The 17163-nt window shown below is 36.9% G+C and carries 17 protein-coding genes; 7 read left to right on the plus strand and 10 right to left on the minus strand.

The window, feature by feature from the left end; all coding sequences use genetic code 11:
* Positions 1-318: 318 nt before the first annotated feature.
* Together BDR01S_RS14865 and BDR01S_RS14870 are read right to left on the minus strand one after the other, a co-directional pair.
* A complete protein-coding gene (locus tag BDR01S_RS14865) occupies positions 319-531 on the minus strand; it encodes a hypothetical protein (RefSeq protein ID WP_066254323.1) in 213 nt (70 codons plus the stop codon).
* 72 nt (positions 532-603) lie between these two features.
* Positions 604-1134: a cupin domain-containing protein gene (locus BDR01S_RS14870; protein ID WP_066254320.1), complete on the minus strand. Its 531-nt coding sequence runs from the start codon at positions 1132-1134 to the stop codon at positions 604-606.
* 335 nt (positions 1135-1469) lie between these two features.
* On the opposite strand from BDR01S_RS14870, the gene BDR01S_RS14875 reads away from it, so the two are divergent.
* On the plus strand, positions 1470-1910 hold the full coding sequence (locus BDR01S_RS14875; protein ID WP_335582578.1) for a hypothetical protein: 441 nt from the start codon (positions 1470-1472) through the stop codon (positions 1908-1910).
* A 35-nt stretch (positions 1911-1945) separates the two neighbouring features.
* Positions 1946-2815 carry a nuclease-related domain-containing protein gene (locus tag BDR01S_RS14880; RefSeq protein WP_066254315.1) on the plus strand — a complete coding sequence of 290 codons (870 nt, stop codon included), beginning with the start codon at positions 1946-1948 and terminating at the stop codon, positions 2813-2815.
* A gap of 238 nt (positions 2816-3053) precedes the next feature.
* On the opposite strand, the gene BDR01S_RS14885 is transcribed toward BDR01S_RS14880, so the two are convergent.
* From BDR01S_RS14885 to BDR01S_RS14895, 3 genes are read right to left on the minus strand one after another with little or no spacing between them, the layout of a single operon-like run.
* Positions 3054-4370, minus strand: coding sequence for a cyanophycinase (locus tag BDR01S_RS14885; protein WP_066254312.1), 1317 nt, complete (start codon positions 4368-4370; stop codon positions 3054-3056).
* A 60-nt stretch (positions 4371-4430) separates the two neighbouring features.
* Entirely contained in the window at positions 4431-5603 is a 1173-nt protein-coding gene (iadA, locus tag BDR01S_RS14890) for a beta-aspartyl-peptidase (RefSeq protein WP_066254309.1), read from the minus strand.
* Positions 5604-5646: 43 nt separating this feature from the next.
* Positions 5647-7065: a YfcC family protein gene (locus BDR01S_RS14895; RefSeq protein WP_066254308.1), complete on the minus strand. Its 1419-nt coding sequence runs from the start codon at positions 7063-7065 to the stop codon at positions 5647-5649.
* Between the two features lie 177 nt (positions 7066-7242).
* Here BDR01S_RS14895 and BDR01S_RS14900 point away from each other — a divergent pair, with 177 nt between their 5' ends.
* The 4 genes from BDR01S_RS14900 (at position 7243) to BDR01S_RS26510 (ending at position 12269) form a co-directional block, all read left to right on the plus strand.
* Complete coding sequence (locus tag BDR01S_RS14900) at positions 7243-9282, plus strand: sigma-54 interaction domain-containing protein (protein ID WP_066254305.1); 2040 nt, start codon at positions 7243-7245, stop codon at positions 9280-9282.
* Between the two features lie 564 nt (positions 9283-9846).
* Positions 9847-10989: a winged helix-turn-helix domain-containing protein gene (locus tag BDR01S_RS14905; protein WP_066254303.1), complete on the plus strand. Its 1143-nt coding sequence runs from the start codon at positions 9847-9849 to the stop codon at positions 10987-10989.
* 62 nt (positions 10990-11051) lie between these two features.
* Entirely contained in the window at positions 11052-11852 is an 801-nt protein-coding gene (locus BDR01S_RS14910; protein ID WP_066254299.1) for a CPBP family intramembrane glutamic endopeptidase, read from the plus strand.
* 288 nt (positions 11853-12140) lie between these two features.
* Positions 12141-12269 (plus strand): hypothetical protein, encoded by a 129-nt coding sequence (locus BDR01S_RS26510; RefSeq protein WP_268874683.1) that lies wholly within the window; start codon positions 12141-12143, stop codon positions 12267-12269.
* Between the two features lie 5 nt (positions 12270-12274).
* Here BDR01S_RS26510 and BDR01S_RS26280 read toward each other — a convergent pair whose 3' ends face one another.
* From BDR01S_RS26280 to BDR01S_RS14925, 5 genes are all read right to left on the minus strand, one after another.
* Complete coding sequence (locus tag BDR01S_RS26280) at positions 12275-12367, minus strand: putative holin-like toxin (protein WP_235846575.1); 93 nt, start codon at positions 12365-12367, stop codon at positions 12275-12277.
* 389 nt (positions 12368-12756) lie between these two features.
* Positions 12757-13866 (minus strand): FtsZ/tubulin family protein, encoded by a 1110-nt coding sequence (locus BDR01S_RS14915; protein ID WP_066254297.1) that lies wholly within the window; start codon positions 13864-13866, stop codon positions 12757-12759.
* A gap of 280 nt (positions 13867-14146) precedes the next feature.
* Positions 14147-14599: a DMT family transporter gene (locus tag BDR01S_RS14920; RefSeq protein ID WP_235846576.1), complete on the minus strand. Its 453-nt coding sequence runs from the start codon at positions 14597-14599 to the stop codon at positions 14147-14149.
* A 26-nt stretch (positions 14600-14625) separates the two neighbouring features.
* A complete protein-coding gene (locus BDR01S_RS25375) occupies positions 14626-14799 on the minus strand; it encodes a hypothetical protein (protein ID WP_157406181.1) in 174 nt (57 codons plus the stop codon).
* Positions 14800-15077: 278 nt separating this feature from the next.
* Entirely contained in the window at positions 15078-15527 is a 450-nt protein-coding gene (locus tag BDR01S_RS14925; RefSeq protein ID WP_066254296.1) for a hypothetical protein, read from the minus strand.
* Between the two features lie 611 nt (positions 15528-16138).
* On the opposite strand from BDR01S_RS14925, the gene BDR01S_RS14930 reads away from it, so the two are divergent.
* Positions 16139-17035, plus strand: a complete 897-nt coding sequence (locus tag BDR01S_RS14930; protein ID WP_066254293.1) for an RCC1 domain-containing protein — start codon at positions 16139-16141, stop codon at positions 17033-17035.
* Positions 17036-17163 lie beyond the last annotated feature (128 nt).

Consider the following 17163-nt stretch of genomic DNA (forward strand, 5'->3'; position numbering starts at 1 on the left):
TTTTAGATGTTTTTGCATTACTTTGAACAATGTAATAAGAGGAAAATTCCGATTTCCTCCTTCTTATTGGAGGTATACAATTAGCTCAATCATATACCGTTGGACTACAATAAAATATGCCTAAAAAGTTCCTTCTGGAAGGATAAACTTTTTATTTAGGCTCTGTTAATAGGCATTGTTGATTTTGTAGCTATGTTGATTGGAGCGGAAATCAAATTACACTTTTAACACAGCCAATAATTAAAAAATGACTTCCACAGGAAGTCATACATTAGGAGAGGTCTTTTACTAAAAGATGTAATTAAACATGGGCAAATCTTATAATTTCGGACGTGCTGCTGCTTGTAATGGGACAGCGAATTCCATAGGACCTGATAGAGGAACTAATGTTGGTCCAATTGAAGTATATCCAACAGGAGCGACTCGCTGAGCTTTACCAGCTCCACAACCAATTTGCATAACGCCACCATTGACTATCCCACCAATTTTCAAATAATGTAAATCAAATATTTGTTGAAGATGTTCATTCATTTCAATCACCTCATATTAATATATGATCAAAAGTTAGGTCTTTTTTTGTTACGTACAGAAAGTAAGCCATTATTATTCAGCCGCTAAAGCCTCTGCTTTTGTTAAATGTACCGTTCCCGCTGGATGTTGGGGAGGAGCATAGATTGAATAAAGTTTTAAAGGGGTATTACCTGTATTGGTTACATTATGCCAGGTGCCAGCAGGTATCATAATGGCAAAATCATCATAAACGTTTTGAACAAAGTTTAAATGATCTTTCCTCTTACCCATTTGCACAACCCCTTGACCTTGTTCAATTCGTAAGAATTGGTCAATGTGAGGGTGGATTTCTAAACCGATGTCTTCACCAACATTAAGACTCATTAATGTAACTTGCAAATGATTTCCTGTCCACAAAGCAGTACGGTAGGTATTGTTGCGCCTCGAAGCCTCATTAATATTGACTACAAATGGTTTCCTGCCATGATCTTTTACCTTAATTCTTGCGCCCTCATTATTATTCCAATTATAAGGCTGTCTTATATAATTATTATACATTGGGGCATTAGCAAAATTTATATTTTGTTGATATGGGTATGGATACATCCAAGGCTGATAGTACATCTAATTCAATCCCTTCACAGATTTATACAAATTATCGTATGCACTACATCATGGGAATGTACTTATACATATGGCGACCTTAATGTGTATAAAATGAATGAAAAGACGAGAAGTATAATAATTCTATGAAGTGGCTGTTGCTGAAAGTACTAGATTGTCCATCAAGTGATTGCGTAATAATATTAGAATACTGCTGGAATTGATATACTAATAAAATCAACCGATAATGTAGAGGGATTTCAAATAGGTAATTCACGCCTATGTGATAGGAAAATAGAAGGATTTACTTTCCCCTATTAATTTATAAAAATAAAAGTAGCAGATTTTGAAAGGTCGTGTCCGATACTATGCTTTATATTAGGGATATTGAAAAAATAATTGAACATACATTACAAGAACACCAATTATATATTGATTATGAAATCAACAATAATCTACTTGCACCTATGAGTTTTAATATATCGACTAATACAATTAAATTTAACTATTTACAAATTAATGGATATATTGCTAATATTAACTTTAAAATTAAAGAGACTGATGAAGATTGTGTTAAAATAATTCTATATCATCAGCTCGGTTATTATTTAGCATTTAAGAACAACAAACATGATTTAAGGGTTTTGAAGTATTTTGAGGATGAAAAGAAAGCACAGCTTCTAGCTAAAATAGAATCCAATGCCTGGGATTATGGCCGAACCTTGGTACCAGAAAAATTAGTAGATTCCTATGATAATGTCCGTGAATTAGATAAAATGCTACTAAAAAGCTATTAAACAAATATATGAACTGATAGTTAAGGAGAAAATAAATGATCTGGTTAATTATTTCCACTTTACTTGCTGCTTCTGTCACTTGGTTAGCTTATGTAGTAAAAAAGGAAAAGACAAAACATAAAGAATTGAGAAATAACTATCACCAAGAGTTAGAAGCCCTGAAAGAAATACAAAAGGCTTCGATGGAATCGGCAGCCACTCAATTTGATGAGAAGGTTATGCTTATGAACGATTCGTACCAACGTGAAATAGAAAAACTGATCATCGAAAATGAAGAGATACGAAAAAATTATCGAAACCAAGGGGAAATCATCACTCATCAGATACTAGAAAATTTTAAAGCAGATTTACTTTCAAAAAAAATCATTCCACCAGATGAAATGATTATTATGCCGAACATTTTTATACCAGAAGGAAACGGAAAAACCCGACAGATCGATCACTTGCTACTTTTATCAACTGGTATATATATAATAGAAACAAAAGACTGGACAGGCCACATCGTATTGGGATTATCAAGAATGGGCAGCCACAAATTTTCTTTTTTAGCAGAGTTAGTAGACAGTGAAAAAGAGGAATCGATTGTATTTAATAGAGATGAGTTGGGAGCATTAACTGTAAATACGTATGAAAATCCAATTTGCCAGATTCAACAGTCAGCCATTATCCTATCAAATTATTTAGAAGGTAAAGATATTACAACATGGATCACCCCCCTGCTATTCTTTAATGACAATGAAAAAGAGGTTCACGATTGGTCGGATAACAGCCTCGTAAAACGGGTGACGAATAAAGAGCAGTTACAACAGTTTTTTATCAATGAACTCACATCCAAAAATAGAATATATGGTGCTTTTCAGCTTAATACTATAAAGCATATAATCGAAAATGCTCATTATATTTAATTTCCCAAGAATTTAAGAGTCATCCCGTGACGGAACATAAATGGGTGTCATCCCCACTGCCCTTGCACAAGTTGAAAAATAAAATAAAAATGTATTAAAAAGTATTTATTGAACTTAAAAAAACTCCTATTGTAGAAGTTATAGACCTTGTTATGTTCACTAAAACAAACAAGTCTTCTACAAAGGAGTTTTCCCATTGAAAGGTTATGAAACAGAATAGAAAATGTACGGAACTATGCTATTTATCTATTGAAATTTTAATCGAAATTGGTTCAACATCCATCTGAACATTTAAGGCAGAGTAAGATCCAACCTTATCAATTTTCCCCCAAAACCCTTCTGTTTTATCTGTTTTTCTAAAAGTAAAACGGAATCCGGTTCCTTTTTTCTCATCCTCCATGCCAAACCAAAGGGCCTTCGCTTTTGCTGCCTCATTATCTATTAAATCTTCAGTTAATACCTTTTTTAATACTTGCGGGCCAAAAATATCCTTTGCAATTGGATTTTTGCTGTAATATTCAATCCCTTTTGTCGTTTTGTGCAGCTTATTAAGCATGAACGTCCCGTCATTTAAATTAAAACGGTCCCCTTTTTCCAAATAGTGCATCGTTACATTGTTCATCGCAAAGCGTTTCCCTTTTGGTGTTGACGCCCCCTGTAAATCTACTATTAATAAACCACTTGCCCCAACAATTTCAATACTATTGTCTTTTGCTGTATAAACCATAGCAGAATTTTCATCCACACCAAAGCCATAACGTGTTTTATTGTATTGTGACGCGACAAGCAATCGGCCAAAACGGCCACGTTCTAGAAAATGCTGGTCGACTATCCCATGTGTGAAAAACCCTAAACCGGTCGTAAGAAAAAGTTGATCGTCACCCGTATCCTGATCAAAGTTCTTTAGAACGTGAACCCCTTCATTTAATGCCCCTACGCTCGTTCCTGAAGCAATCATAGGATTACTCATAACCGCAGCACCCGCACTTGACCCACCAAGGACTGCTCCGTTATCATATATTTTTCTAATGGCTTGTAACACAACTGTATCCTTCCCGTCTGCAGACACTAGCGTTTTAATATGACGTAATTGATCACCGCCGACAAACCAAATCGCATCAACCTCTTCTATTTTTTTTGCTATTTCAATATTGTTTCCATTATTCTTCCATGTAGATTCGTCCACGTCTTTTGTCGAAGGGTCATCCATTAATGCTATTGGGGCCGTATAGATATTTTTTTCAGGTACGCCGTAGCGGACGAAATCGTCTTTATAAGAATCAGCACTTTCAATAGGTGCCGCGCTGGCAGCCGGAATAATCGCAATCTTTACATCCTCTAATGATTTGTCTTTATATTGTTGGGCAAGTGTTAAGTATTTATTATATACCGCCTCATTATCTGAACTTAAGGCGCCTCCTACAATAACTAGAGAACCGGAACCGGCTGCCTTGGCTAAATTATTCTTATTCTCAGTCGCCCCGGCCTGAAATGAATACATGGTAATGGAAAACATCGTTAAAACAAGGACAAAAATAATCGGTAACTTTCTCAACTTAATCCCTCCAATTTCGGCAAAAATGTAAGCATAATCTTCCTTTAGAATCGATTGCTCTTATTCAAATGTACCTTTCACAATCGGCACTTTATTTTTAACCATTACTTTTCCTTTGGCGATAACTGTATTAATTTCTAATGTCTCTTTATCTAGTAAAACAATGTCAGCGTCTGTTCCTTCCTGGATCCGACCTTTGTGTGCCAGCTTTAGCACATGAGCAGGGTTTAATGTAATGACTTGTAATGCCAGTTCTAATGGAATCCCTTCATTTAGAACTGCATCTCTTGTCTCATTAAATAATGAAGAAACCTTTCCGACTTGGAGTCCTGTTAACTCTCCCATCCGGTTAAAAGACGGCAGGCTTCCTTGTCCATCAGAAGAAAATGTAATATTCTCAATCGGAACCCCTTCATTCAGCATGATCTTCAATCCTCTGCTGCACTTCACTTCCCCTTCTTCTAAAAACTGCGGGATCGTACTCGTCGTTAAATCCACATATCCGCCATTTTTGGCATATTGGATCCCGGCCCTAAATAATTCTTCCGTTCGGTTAATATGGGTGGGATGAAAATGAGAAATTGGAATATTGGTCTTACTAACCAATTCCTCAAGCAAAGAAAGCTTTTCTTCCCCATCCCCGACATGAATTTCTAATACACCCGCTTTGCCCGATAAGATTCCGCCATTTCGTGCGGCTGTGGCAACTTTTGCAATTTCATCAAACGTTGGTTCCGATGACCGATGGTCGGAAATAGCTATTTCCCCAACGCCAATTATTTTATCAATAAAAATAATATCCTTCTCAATTTTGTCCGTTAACGTATTTACCGGCAGCTGGTACGAACCTGAATGAATATAACTCGTTACGCCCTCTTCTTCTAATCCCCGCGCTTTAGCGAGCAAGCTTTCCATTCGACGTGTCGTACCATCTGTTCCGAGGAGGCCAACAACCGTAGTAATGCCTGCAGTGGTTAAATTAGTTAACGTCAATTCCGGCGTACGTGTCTTGAATCCGCCTTCCCCGCCTCCCCCAATGATATGAACATGGGCATCAATAAATCCTGGTACAACCACTTGATTCGATGCATCAATCACTGTAATCGGGACAAAATTCTCCGGATTTTCAATCAACTCGCTTATATAGCCAATTTTGCTATCGACTAGTAAAATATCTTTCTTCCCTAAATAATGTGGGGCATACACTTCCCCATCTTTAATCAAAGTAAGCAACTTCCATTCTCCTCCTTCGTTACGCAACAGATGTTTTTTACCCTTAAAATGGCCCGTAATGAATCGCATGAGCGATAACAACCGCAATTAATCCGATGACAAATTGAATGATGACTAGCGGAAGAACCCATTTCGCCCATTTCGTCCAAGGGATTCCGGCAATCGCTAAAGCGGCCATTAATGTACCTGCAGTTGGGAAAATAATATTTCCAATTCCATCAGCAAATGAGAAAGATAACACCGCTGTTTGTCTAGTAATATCCACCAAATCTGCGAGCGGTGCCATAATCGGCATCGTTAACATCGCGTGACCGCTTCCAGATGCTAAGATAAAATGGATAACCGTTTGGAAGCCATACATCCCAATCACACTAATCGTTCCTGGAACATGTTTAATGGCTTCAGACACGCCGTGCAACATCGGATCGACAATATGTCCTTGGTTTAATACAACTAGTGTCGCTCGAGAAACGCCAATAATTAGTGCACCGCTAATTAATGCGCTTGAGCCACTTGTAAAATTTTTCACGAGGTTGTCAACAGAAAGTTTTCCAACAATCCCGACAACAATCGTTAAAATAATAAATAAGGCCGCAATTTCTGAAAGGTACCATTCAAATTTAATAACACCAAAAGCTAGAACAACGTAGTTTAATAGAAAGGCTCCAAGAATGAGCTTGTGCTTTGTTGTAAGATTGACATTCGATTGAAGCAGCTTGTCCGCATGATCCCTGTTGTAATTTCCGTAGAAACCTAACTCAGGATTTCGTTTCACTTTCATCGCATAACGATAAACGAATAGGACAGACACGAGGTAAACAACCACAAACAAGATAAGGCGCAGCCCTATCCCTGAGAATAGAGGCAGTTCAGCAATCCCCTGAGCAATCCCTACTGTAAATGGATTCATAACGGCCGTTGTAAAACCAGCGGCAGCGCCAAGCAACACAATTGCCATGCCCGTAATCGTATCAAAACCAAGGGCCAACGCAAGCGGAATTAATAGCGGAATATAGGCTAGTCCCTCTTCCGCCATTCCCATTAACGATCCCCCAGCAGCAAAGAACAGCATCATAATAGGTATTAATAGTTTTTCACGTTTCGCTAATTTTCTTGCCATGGTTGAGATTAATACATCAACCGTTCCCGTCGCACTTAATACACCGAAAAAGCCACCGATAATTAAGACAAAGAATATAATACCGCCAGCTTCAACCATCCCTGTATGAAGGGCCTTCATCATATCAAATGGATTTACCGGTGAGGAATCAGTCCACTTGAAAGAATTCGCATCTACGACCGTCCGTCCATCAACCTCTACACGATTGTATTCCCCTGCCGGCAAAATATAGGTTAATATCATTGCCGCTACTACAACACCGAATAATAACGCAAATACATTCATTTGGAATGGCTTCCTTTTTGGTGTAATCGGTTCCACCGTTTTACCCAATTGACTCATCATACCCTCTCCTTATTTCGATTTATTAATCAATTCATATAATAAACATGCAATTTCTATGCCAAGATAAAGGAATTGGTTAATTCTAAATTTTTAAAAAATAATTTATATTTTTTGTCCTTTATTGGTTCTTTCTGGTGATATAATAAAACCAATATCATTCAAAAAGGAGGGCTAATGATTAACCAATCCATTACCTTAATCACTGGAAGTGCCCAAACTAAACAAGTCTTGCATGAGCAACTGCAGCAATTATTAGGAGATTACGTCCACATTGATAGTTTTGCAACAGAAGAAGTAATGCCAACACAATTGAATGTTGATTTTATCCTGTTTTCATCAGAGGTTACGAGACAAGAGGCACATGACCTGTGTAAAATAACTAGCAAAGATATAATGGTCGGAAAACGAACAGTCCATCACCAATTTATTGATCAGCTTTTAAAAATTCCGATAAATTCCGACGTTCTTGTAGTTAATGATGATGATTTTGCTACGGTTGAACTAATAGAATCTCTTTACCAGCTAGGTATTGATCACTTACAGTTCATCCCGTTTAAGAAGGAACAGATTTTTTATAAAAATATCGATATCGCTATATCTCCTGGCGAGCCCCATCTTTGTCCTCCGTCGATTAAAAAGGTTATCGATATTGGCGTTCGCTTGTTTGATATGGCAACTATTATAAAAGTAGTCGAATACTTCTGTTTGGGCGAAAAAGTCTCGTCATTGATTTCAGAAAGGTATATCCGTAACATTATAGATTTGCAACGGAAACTATCACATGCGGAACAAAACGCAAAACAGGTGAATCAACATATTCAAAATGTTGTCGATACTGTCGATGACGGCATTTTAGCCATTAATCAACAGCAGAAGGTCACCGTTTTTAACCGCCGTTTAGAGGCTCTATTTCATTTTCCTGTAATAGATGCCATTAATAAACAGTTAAAAGAGGTTATCGTCCAACAAGGAATTATCGATTTTATCCTTACTAGTAATGAAGAAAGTAAATTTTTTACGATAAACGGTGTGGATCTTGTTATTTTCCGTCATCAAATGGAAACAGAAAATACAATCGTAGCGACATTTAAAAGCATTAATCAGGCGTTTGAAGTCGAAAAAATGGCCCAGCGGGAACTAAGAAACAAGGGATTTTACCCAAAGTATGACTTTGATGATATTGTTGGTGAACACCCTTTACTCAATGAAAGCAAACAAATTGCCAAAAAACTTGCTCTTTCCGAGCATCCTATCTTAATTCAAGGCGAAACAGGTACGGGAAAAGAATTATTCGCACATTCCATCCATCTTCATTCAATGAGAAAAAACGGACCATTTATCGCGATAAATTGCAGTGCTTTAACGGAAAATTTGCTTGAAAGTGAATTATTTGGCTACGAGGAGGGGACCTTTACAGGAGCACAAAAAGGTGGAAAAAAAGGCTTATTTGAATTAGCCGATAATGGAACAATTTTTTTAGATGAAATTGGTGATATTAGTCTAACCGTCCAATCCCATTTATTAAGGGTTCTTCAGGAAAAAGAATTGCGCAGAATTGGCGGGAGAAAAGTAATTCCGATAAATGTCCGGGTTATCGCGGCCACGAATAAAAATATTCAACTGAAATCCCAAGAAGGCACGTTCCGGTCTGATTTGTTTTACCGTTTGAATGTTCTTACCCTTTCTATTCCGCCACTTCGAGCACGGAAGGCGGATATCCCCTTACTAGTAAAACACTTTATTACCAAAAGCGGGAAATGGGTAAAAGTCGGACAAGACCTGACAGAACAGCTTCAAAAGCAGGAATGGTTAGGCAATGTTCGTGAATTAAAAAGTACCATTGACTATATGCTCACCATTTGCGACGGAAATACAATCGAATGGAAAGACATTCCACAGGACCGCTTTCAAAGTTACAGTCCTTCTAATGAACAAGACTTTCCAATTCCTGAGAGTTTATTAGAGATACATGAATATCTATTTATGTTAGAGGCCATCAAGAACTGTAATGATAACGGCAAGCCCGCCAGTCGTCAATTTATTTCAATGGCTAGCAAGGAAACCGGGCATTTTCTATCGCCACAACAAGTTCGACGACGATTGGATACTCTGGAAATCCATGGTTTCATCTCGAAAAGCAGGGGGAGAGCCGGTACAAAAATCACCTTAAACGGGGCAGAGTATTTACACTTACTTAAATTACATGCACATTAATTTTTGCTCAAATACGTGGCAATCTTAACAGGTTCATGTATGAGGTGCAAAACGGTAAAACGCAAAGTCAAAAACGAAAACTTTATTTTCACAGCAAAACGGTAAACCGTATGCTACTCAATTGGGACAAGGTGCCTGTCCCCTCGTCCCATTCTAAGTGTGTTTCTTTAAGTCTTTTTACAAAAGAAAAGCCAGCACATAAAATGTTATAACAGTTAGTGGCATTACCAATTCTACTAATGCCCATATTCTTCCCAGTCAGACCAGTTTACTAACACGAAAATATGCACCTGATTTTTTCAAGAAAGATCAATGCTGACAACCAACTGCAAATATATGATGATACTATCGGGTCCAATTTACCTCTTTCCTAAAACTATATGATTACCCCCAAATTTTTTACGCTGCTTTTTTATAAAAAATACAAAAACCTCAATTACTTGTCATACGGTTCACCGTAACAACACAAAATGAGGCTAAAAAGGTTACGAGTTATGATAGTAAATAAGAAAATTTCCTGTTAATGTAATATATATAACTAAAATACCCAATAGGAGGATGCTAATGGCTCAGCTTCATTTTCATCCTAGCAATCTTCAAGTTTCTTTTCATGGAAAGACCGTTACACTTTTACCAAAGGAATTTAGTTTACTCCAATTTCTGCATACACACCCCAATCAAGGACTTTCAAGAGAGGCATTATTGGATGCAGTTTGGCCGCTTGAAGCTCCTGTAGATCGTACAGTTGATGACCATATTTATCGACTACGAAAAAAGCTTAAAATATGGAATCAATTTATTTTAATTGAGACTGTTCGAGGGGTCGGTTATCGCCTTACCTATTTAAATGAAAAGGGATTTATTCCACCTTCAATCGAAGATAAAGATTTTAATAGCCAATTCAGCCAAATCATTTCTAAATATCATTTATTTGGCCAAGGAGAGTCTATGCAGGTCGTTGCAGACCAACAAAAAGTACTAGGTGTAAATCTCAGTCCTTTTTATTTAATGTACATGGAAATTATCAAAGGAAATTGGAAAGTCCTCCTTGATGAAAAGATTCCTTATTGGAACCGTGCCTATTTTATGATTGTGCTTTATAGCCTATTAGAGGATGACCCCGCAATAGGGTGCAATGGAATTGAAAAGATGCTGCAAAAAAACAATCTGGAAACAGCCCAAAAATGGGAATTACAAGGTTTAGACCTGGTTTTTTTCTTGATTTGGGATAATCAAATTGAAAAAGCATCCCAGCATATAGACTGGGCTTTAGAAATGGTCTCAAAGCATCAGCTTGATACGTTTCATATCGTTGTATCCCTTACCCAAGTATATGTACTTTTGCATCAATCACTGGAGAAAGCAAAGGAAAAGCTTTTGGTGATTGAAAACCTTTTGAAAGATAAACCTTATTTAAGAGAACGAAGTCACTTCGAAATAGCCAAGGGAATTTTTCAGCTAAAAAATAAAGAATATGATGCAGGGAAACAATCCATTAATAAAGGGATCGAGATTATGAAGTCAACAAAATTTGAACTTCAATTATTTTACTCGATTACGCATGTATATCACTTACTAAGGCAGTATGCAGGAGAAAAAAATGAACTATGTAGTCACTATAAAAACCTCAGGATCAATGTATTTAGAAAGTTTGATGGTGACCTTTTAAAAAATTCACTAAAAAATCAATTACATTCATTCCTCTGATAATCGTCTGACAATTCACTTCTATTATGGAATTAACAAAACATGATATGGAGTGAAGTAAAATGGAGTGGAACTTATTAGATGTGGTTTTAAGGGTTGTTTTCGTATTCTCTTCCGCCTTCCTTATAACAATCATTACTGTATTTGCCATAAGGCTTGCTAGGATTGATATAAAGGACTTTAGCCAACGAATCGGCGTTAAATTTATGTCAATTGCATTAGCTGGGAATTTATCATTCATTTTTGTGGTTTTTCTTTTCATGAACTTTGTTGAACGGAAAAGTTTTCTTTCTCTTGGCTTTCATTTTTCTTGGTTTCAATTTTCATCAAGTTTACTGTTGTTTTTCTTTACCCTTTCACTATCTTTGTTATTTGTTCTGATTAGGTACAAGGGTAAAGCAAATTTTCATTTATCTTTAACAGCGTTTAAAAGGAGTAAAACGGAGTACCCTTCTTTATTACTTTCCTTTTTTGTCCTTTTCATTGCTGCTTTACAAGAAGAAATTATGTTTCGCGGATATCTTGCCTTTGCGTTTCATGAATATAGTATGATGACAGCTATGATATTATCTGCCACTATTTTTACTGTTTGGCACTTCATGAGTAATAAAGTCAGTTTATTTCAAACCATTGATTGGTTTATATGCGGTATTGTATTATTCTTTGTGTATTGGGAAAGCCATTCGATTTGGTTAGTTGTGATTCTGCATTATAGCAGAAATGTTTCAAATGTGCTCATTTGGAATATTGCAAATAACTACTCCTTTTTAACATTTGAAACACCACCAAAGGCTTCCGATAAAACAATCTATACCATGACTTGGGCATTACTTACCGGGTTTTTTCTACTAATAATTTACTAATTGTAAAAACTGGGTAAAGAAAAGTCATCCTAATATGGGTGAATATAGACAAAAATCAATCCTAATTATAATTATCTTCACGTAGGAGCCCTGATCAAAGTTCTTTTAAAGAAACATAGTCAGGGCTTATACAGGTGAGAGGCTATTTTTGTTCATAATAACATCAAAACGCATAATCTATTATTATGTAAAAACCTCATTTACTTATGATACGGTTCACCGTATTTAATCCGAAATCACATTTATAACAGTTCCACCATCCTATTTAATTTCGGGTGTATATGGGACATGATGACTAAAGTGAAAGTGGAGTCGGTGAGAAAAGTCAAGCTTCTTAAATCGGTGCCTAATGATTCACTAAATCGTGCCTATTTGCCGATCTTTCCACTAGGCTATACCATTCAAACGTTTGGTTAAATAAGCTAGGAAACCCGCCATTTTTGTTTAAATGACAGTACAGCAACCATTAGACTGGCAAAAGCAATCGTGAACATTAGTGTTTCAAAAACTGTCAATCAGCATCACCCGCTTTCCTACAAATATTTATGAATCGAAAAGATTCAAGAAAAAAAACACCAATGTTGGTGTTTAAAGAGTTCACTTAAAAGGTGCATATAGGAAAATTGACATACAAAAAGGCATGGGAATTGACGCATGCCTTTTTTGTCGCTACATCAAGGTTTAATGACGATTTTGTGTAGATTTGGCATTCAAATGTTTAAGCTATTTATTGGGTGAAAATACTTATTGTACTGATTAAAATATTTTTTTCATTTGGAATTTCGTTAAAACGATCAAGTGCGTTTGATGGCGCGTCTCTAACTGTTTGATATAAGCATCGGATGGATCATTCCGATGTGTTTCCTTTTACTCATCTTTCATTTTGAAACTGAATAAGACCCCATTACTTCTTATATTTCGTTAGTTTGGATGATATGGATACCGACTGTTTCTCTGTTTTTTTAACTTTTAAGTCGGATGCCCAGCTTACTGTCGATTCATATTTTTGGGTGTGCTCTTTTTTAACAAGGTTCTTCAATCGTTCTTTGTTCTTTTCTAAAGATTGTTCAAGGGAAAGCAGTCGTCGAGTTGGGAAAGGCAGCCCTGCAAGAATGGTTGTAATAGTGGGGTCAGTTTCTGAGATATATGTCCCTTCAAATAATTGTAGCGGTTCCCCCACCCTTTCATAAATGGAAGGTACATTAATGAGCTTTGAAATATTTTCTGGTCCTTCATATATGAGCCCTGCCCGAATGACACCTTGTGATTCAACAGGACAGAATATGGAGTTAGCCCAAGAGATTTGTACTTTTGCCGAGACATCCGCTGTGGTTTTTGCGTCAGTAATAGCAGTTGAAGAAATGAGGGTTACACCTCTTGTTCCAAGAATATTCATAAGATCGGTTTCATCGAAGTTACCGTAAATAGAACTCTTTTTTGTTGTTTTTAGGAGATGACAAATGGCCTCCATCGTTTGATGATTAGCAGAGAGGTAGATCTCGTGTTTGCTTGATTGCGGCTTCATTTTGCGCATCTGATCATTATCTACCAAGAAAACAGAAGAAATCGCTTCTATTTTTGAAAGCTCTTCGATACACTCTGACGTATTGATTCGATTTCCCGCTAATACGTTTCGTTCAGGGATGATGGCGATAGCACCAACTTTAATGCCAGGTAATTGGTCAATTAACAAATCTATTAAAAGAGGACTCATCCCAGATCCTGTACCACCGTCTGTTGAAAAAGCCACCAATAACAGCTTTAGGTTCTTAAAGGAGGTGGTTACAAAATCAATCATTTCTCGATGGTGTTCTTGAACTGCTTGTAATCCTAAGGATCTATTCTGTCCTGCACCATTATAACCCGGGACAAAATACTTCTTTTCCACCCTAGTGTTTACTATACCATCACGTTTATTTGTGTTAATCAGAGCTGTTTGAAAACCCAAGGATGAGGCTATCTCCGCTATATTTCCACCTGCTTGACCTACGCCCAAGATTCCAACCGATTCCACCTGAAAACCCCCTTATCATGCTGAAATAATACCCATAAATGCGGTTAAAAGATTTTTTAATAAAATGCAAATTTGGGATAAATTTATACCTTATAACAATTTTATTTTTTGAAGGGTAGATTATGACTAAAAAATGTTTTTCAGAAGACCAAGGGTTCGGTTCTTGGGGGATTTTATATCGTAAATTTAGTTAATCAAAATAAATAACCCCTGATCATCATGAATGGATCTCAGGGGTTATTTCTAATGTTTCTCTTTCACGAAGTTTAAATTCTCTAACTCAAAACCATTTGCTCTTCCCCTTAAATATCAAAAGCAATGAGATAAGTAATAAGATTAAACCTGTGATGCGGTACCAATCAATTGGGATCGGTTGTTTGATGAAGATCCCAAAGTGATCAAGTGTCACACTTATTAACAACTGTCCAACAATTACAGCAGTAATCGCGGATGCCACTCCAATTCTTGGTACTACCGCAACCATAATCGTTACATATCCGGCTCCAAGCACTCCTCCAAATAGCTGCCATTTCGGAACGCTTGTTACTTTTATTAAATCTCCTTTACCTAGAAATATAGCAAGTAATAAAAGAATGATGGTTCCGATAAAAAACGAAACAAAACTACCTTCGATCACGCCAATCCTTTTTCCTAACACACCATTTATTCCTGCTTGTGTTCCTATTAAAGTCCCGCCGATTATGGCTAATAGTAAATAAAAAAACATGTACATCCTCATACCACCTTATTGATCACTACTTAATATAGTCTAGAAAAGTGTTCATCCATTTCTTCTTCAGATAAACCAGCAATTTTTGCTATTTCTTCAATTTCCACTCCTTTTTCGAATAATTTGATCAGTAATATATGAAGATCCCACTTTTCTTTATCACTTCCACTTAATTCAAATTCTTTATTAAATAATTTGTCCATTTTTAACACCTCAGCGTAAAATATATTCGATCCGTTTAAATATAATATCTAAAAATGTATGGGAATTTCCGTTCTGTAGAGGAATAATGAAGAGATTAAATAATAAGGGTATTATAAAAGATGAATTGAACTATGTTCCTTACATGAAATTTGAACAGAAACTTGAGGTATTGGTCATCTATAGCATCAAATACTAATGTTTTCATATCTTGTATAATATAGGTGAAATTTTCAATCATGAAAGTAGTTGTATGTGACTTATTAATTTCTTTTTTCCATTAGAAATCATTATACATATCATCTTCCCCATTATCCCAACAGGTATTGTTCTTCCTCAAAAAAATCTTTTCATTGATATTATTTAACACTTCTTGCCGATCCTTCTCATTTAGCAACTCAATTTCCAAAATAATTCTTTCTGATATCGAAAGCCTTCCAGCCATGTAAGCAGTCGTTTGTTTCACTAATTCCTTTATTTCATTTTGCCCCAAAGACAATAAATCTCTATTTTTTTCTAAATTTTCTATCCGAATCTTTAATTGCTGCTGACCAGAAATTAATACATCATGACCTTTATTTATATTTTTTGTACTGGATAACAACTTTTTCTGACCCTTTTCTAAATTTTCTGTACGACTTAATAGATCCTTCTGAATTACCATTATATCTTGTTGGCCTTTATCCAAATTTTGTAGTTCTGAAAGAATAATATTTAATGTTTCTTCCATGACAAAACCTCCAACTTTTTGATTATTTAACATAAATTAATAAGGTAATGATTTAAGAAAGGAAAAGGAAGGAAAATCTTAAGACAAAAGGATGGTAGAAATTGAAGAGTTTGCGATGATTTTTATAGAAAGTGGGTAGGCATAAAAAAACTCCAAGTTGCAAATCTGTTCTTATTCATAACATATTCTATTTCATCTATTATACCCCCCTTTTCAATTGAATTCTGCTACTACTTGATTTATTTTCCAGCCTCTATTAATCTAACATTAATTCTTTCAACAAAGTAGGAAGAAAAATGTCAAAATAATGAAACATTTGTGACACCAATATCATTATGGACTGCAATGTCTTATGGGCATAGAAAAAGATGGATACAACAAGGACTTATAACTTGCAATTGATTATCATGGCATGTTGTATGATAAAAATAGACCAGCTTTCATAAGACCGGTCTTCTACAATCGGGCAAGATAATGGAATATACTAAAAGACAGTTAGTTATGGTTCCTTTATCACATAACCATACCTTGCTTATATTTGACGAGCAACCGTAAAGCTTCATATACTTTTCAGGTAACCATAGGCTTGCTTATATTCAAGGAGGTAAAACATGGAATACATTTCACCGAAAAAGGCGGTGTTAAATTTGAAACGGTGGTCTAAAGATACCATAGCGGCAGGTCGTCGTCATACCGTTGGGCTTAAATCGGACGGCACGGTGACGGCTGTGGGTGATAATAAATATGGCCAATGTGATGTAAGCGGCTGGCACAATATTGTGGCGGTCGCGGCTGGTAATGTTCATATGGCGACAAACACGGGTAATGCTCATACCATCGGTCTTAAATCGGACGGTACGGTGGCGGCTGTGGGTTTGAATAAGCATGGCCAATGTGATGTAAAAGACTGGTGCTATATTGTAGCGGTTGCGGCTGGATGGCGTCGTTCCATTGGGCTTAAAACGGATGGCACGGTGGTAGCTGTGGGTCGCAATACTTACGGCGAATGCGATATAGGTGGCTGGCGTGAAATGCTGGCGGTCGCTGCGGGTGACTGGCATACCGTTGGGCTTAAATCGGACGGCACGGTGACGAGTGTGGGAATTAATCGGTATGGCCAATGCAATGTAAGCAGCTGGCACGACATTGTGGCGGTTACGGCAGGTTACCTTCATACCGTTGGGCTTAAATCAGATGGCACGGTGGTGGCTGTGGGTTTGAACAAACATGACCAATGCGATGTAAGCGACTGGCATGATATTGTGGCGATAGCGGTAGGTAGTTATCATACCATCGGCCTTAAATCAGACGGAACTGTGGCGGCTGTGGGTTTGAATAAGCATGGCCAATGCAATGTAAGTGGCTGGCGCGATATTGTAGCGGTCGCTGCGGGTTGTGCCCATACCGTTGGGCTTAAATCGGACGGCACGGTGGTGGCTGTGGGTGATAATGAATATGGCCAATGCGATGTAAGCGGCTGGCGCGGCATCAAACTGCCCGGTAATTAGTTTTTAATAACATCAAGTCAGAGAATCACTGAACAAGTTAATAATAATTGCTTCAGAAATAAGGATATTCCATTAATGGGCGCGTGATCCCTTAATCACACGTTTGGATTCAGGGATTCATTTCCAAT

Source organism: Neobacillus drentensis NBRC 102427 (assembly GCF_001591445.1).
Lineage (GTDB): Bacteria > Bacillota > Bacilli > Bacillales > Cytobacillaceae > Neobacillus > Neobacillus drentensis.